Annotated in this window: 1 protein-coding gene; it reads right to left on the reverse strand. The window is 54.7% G+C overall.

The window, feature by feature from the left end; translation table 11 throughout:
- Nucleotides 1–453: 453 nt before the first annotated feature.
- Nucleotides 454–2,169: an FAD-dependent oxidoreductase gene (locus AB4043_RS21845; RefSeq protein WP_442299652.1), complete on the reverse strand. Its 1,716-nt coding sequence runs from the start codon at nucleotides 2,167–2,169 to the stop codon at nucleotides 454–456.
- Between the last annotated feature and the right edge of the window lie 483 nt (nucleotides 2,170–2,652).

Here is a 2,652-nt window from a genome sequence, read left to right on the forward strand (position 1 = left end):
GGCAGAATATGCGCCTTTATTGACATTTCTTGCGGTGCTGCCGACGCATCCACTAGGTGGCGGTTGAGTGACTCGACCGGGAGGCAATGATGACATCTTCTGCTAATAGTTTGGACATAGTTCGTGACAGTTCCCAGGATGCAATTCGAGCGGGTTTCGATGAACTTGAAAAGTATCTGCACGCGGCGCCAGCGGGTTCCGCAGTCTTAACTCCAGGGCAAGCCCCGCCTTCACATTCCAGCACTGCAGACGACCCTGCGCGCGTTGGGCTTGATGAATTGGAGAGGACCGTGCAAGCGRCTCGGCACAATCTGCACAGCGCCGCTTGAGGAGAGCCTTACGATCTAGCGACAACGTCAGATGACACCCTAGTCAGTCAGACGTTGTCGCAAGCAGCGCAACTCGGGAAGACCGGCTGAGGGGAATGAATCGATCCAATGCCGCTCTCAGTTTTCAAGGTTGGTCTCGAGAAGTTGAGAGGTAACGGTGGACATCCGAGATGACCACCGACCCTTCTCCTACAGCGGAGGCAATTCGCTTAACCGAGTTCGCACGTACGTCTCCAATTGCGAAAATGCCGGGGGCACTAGTTGCATATGGACCGCTTGTCGATCCATCGGCGACGTTTGTCATCACAAAACCCTTGGTGTCCAGCATGACCGTGCCGTACAGCCAGCCTGTGTTCGGTTCAGCGCCGATCATGACGAAAACGACTCCGGCCTCGCGAGCGATGTCCTCGCCGGTTAGGCTATTGCGCCAAATGACCCGACTCAAAGATGGCTCTCCTTCAAGCCCCACGATTTCGGAATTCGGATAAAGCGTGATGTGTCGAGACTTCTCAATCCGCGAGATCAGATACTGGGACATTGTGCTGGCGAGGGAGGCTCCCCGCACGATGTGGTGCACATGCTTGGCAATGCCGGAGAGGAACAGCGAAGCCTGTCCTGCGGAGTTTCCGCCGCCTACAACGATCACCTCTCGGTCTTTGCAAAACACGCCTTCCATAGGCGTCGCGGCATAATACAAGCCGCGATTCTCATAGGTCCTATAGTTCTTGACCTCAAGCGTACGATACTGCGCACCGGTCGCCACGACGACGGATCGCGTGCGAATCGTGTGACCGCCGGCCAAAGTCAACTTGTGAATGCCATCTGTGGGGTCGATGGTTATCACCTCGCGTGCGATTGCGAAGTCTACCCCGAATTTGAGAGCTTGCATCTGAGCGCGGGTCGCAAGCTGCTGCCCGCTAATTCCTGTCGGGAACCCCAAGTAATTTTCGATCTTCGAGCTTGTTCCAGCTTGACCTCCTGGAGCGACAGCCTCAATGACTACCGTCGAAAGCCCTTCGGATGCTGCGTAAACGGCGGCAGCCAGTCCTCCAGGCCCCGCGCCGACTACCGCGACATCGAAAACGATCGAGGCATCAGGGATTTCCGTGATGCCTAATTCGTCCGCCAAGGCGGGGATTGCGGGGCGTTCCAAGCGCCGACCGTCGGGCAAGAGAACAATCGGATAGGACCTCGCAGCATCGCTCGCGTCGAGATCGTCCGGTGTCAGTTCGGTTACGTGATGGGGATAGGTATTGCGAAGAAAGAATCGCCGAAGAAGGATCATTTGAGGGTCGTCAGGAAATCCTTTCAACGTGACCCCACTCACGGCCGCCTCAACGATCCGTAGCCGACGCCAGACGGAAGCCTGAACAAGAAGGTTGGCGATATCTCCTTCGGCACGCATCAACTCCCTCAACTTGTTTCGCGGAATACGCAATAGTCGACTCCGCGCGATCGTCCGGGCCTCGACAACGGCGCCTTGGGAATTGAAGAGGTTGAGTTCTCCACTGAAATTCAATTCACGGATCTGGTTATAGACCCTGCTTCCGCCCTGAGCGTCGGGCAGGATGATGTCTATACCGCCTTCCAGCACGATGAACAGATCGATATTCCGATCGCCATGACTGTATAGACAAATGTCGGCATCTACATCTTCTTCTTCCCCATAAGATCGAAGTCGCTCAAGCATGTCCTCCGATAGTTTCGGGAAAGCGAGATCCGGGCGAAACCGTGTGCCGACTGAATTGAGAAACACAGTCTCCTGCGTTTCATCATGGCCGCTGAAAATATCCGCATCGCTCATCAAATCAGAATAGCCGTCTTCGTCGGCAGACTGCATGGCTCAGTAGCTATGCCAATCGCTTGCTAAAGACACCACGTACGCGAGATTCGTGATCTTTAGCAGCAGCAATGGTTCGCGAACACGCGACTGGCAAACTCTTCATTTATGCGATAGTGTGGCCGAATTGTGTGAGGTCGCAGTCGAACCAGAGGCTATCGAGCTAACAAGTCGGTTGAAAACGTGCTGCAGCACTCATCCAGTGTGTGGCAGTTATTGCGCCATTTTTGTCAGTAAAAACCAAAGAGTAAAGAGCCTCAATCCCGCCAGTTTCGACGTCAGCGTTGAGGCAGCTGTCGGGTTCCGATTTGAAGACAACTACACTCTCACGCTCGATCCACTGTCGCGGTCAGCAGCGCTCAAATAAACTCATCTACGTAGGGGGGTGAGCATCCATGGGGCATTCGCAGGCAGAAAAAGCCGAGACCCATCAGCGGATCGTGAATTTGGCTGCGAAACGATTCCGCGAATATGGTCTAGAAG

It is taken from the genome of Terriglobus sp. YAF25 (assembly GCF_052113305.1).
Classification (GTDB): Bacteria; Acidobacteriota; Terriglobia; order Terriglobales; family Acidobacteriaceae; genus Terriglobus.

Excerpts from the sequence above, each read along its gene's own strand:
- AB4043_RS21845 (WP_442299652.1), bottom strand. The coding sequence starts at position 2,169 with ATGCAGTCTGCCGACGAAGACGGCTATTCTGATTTGATGAGCGATGCG.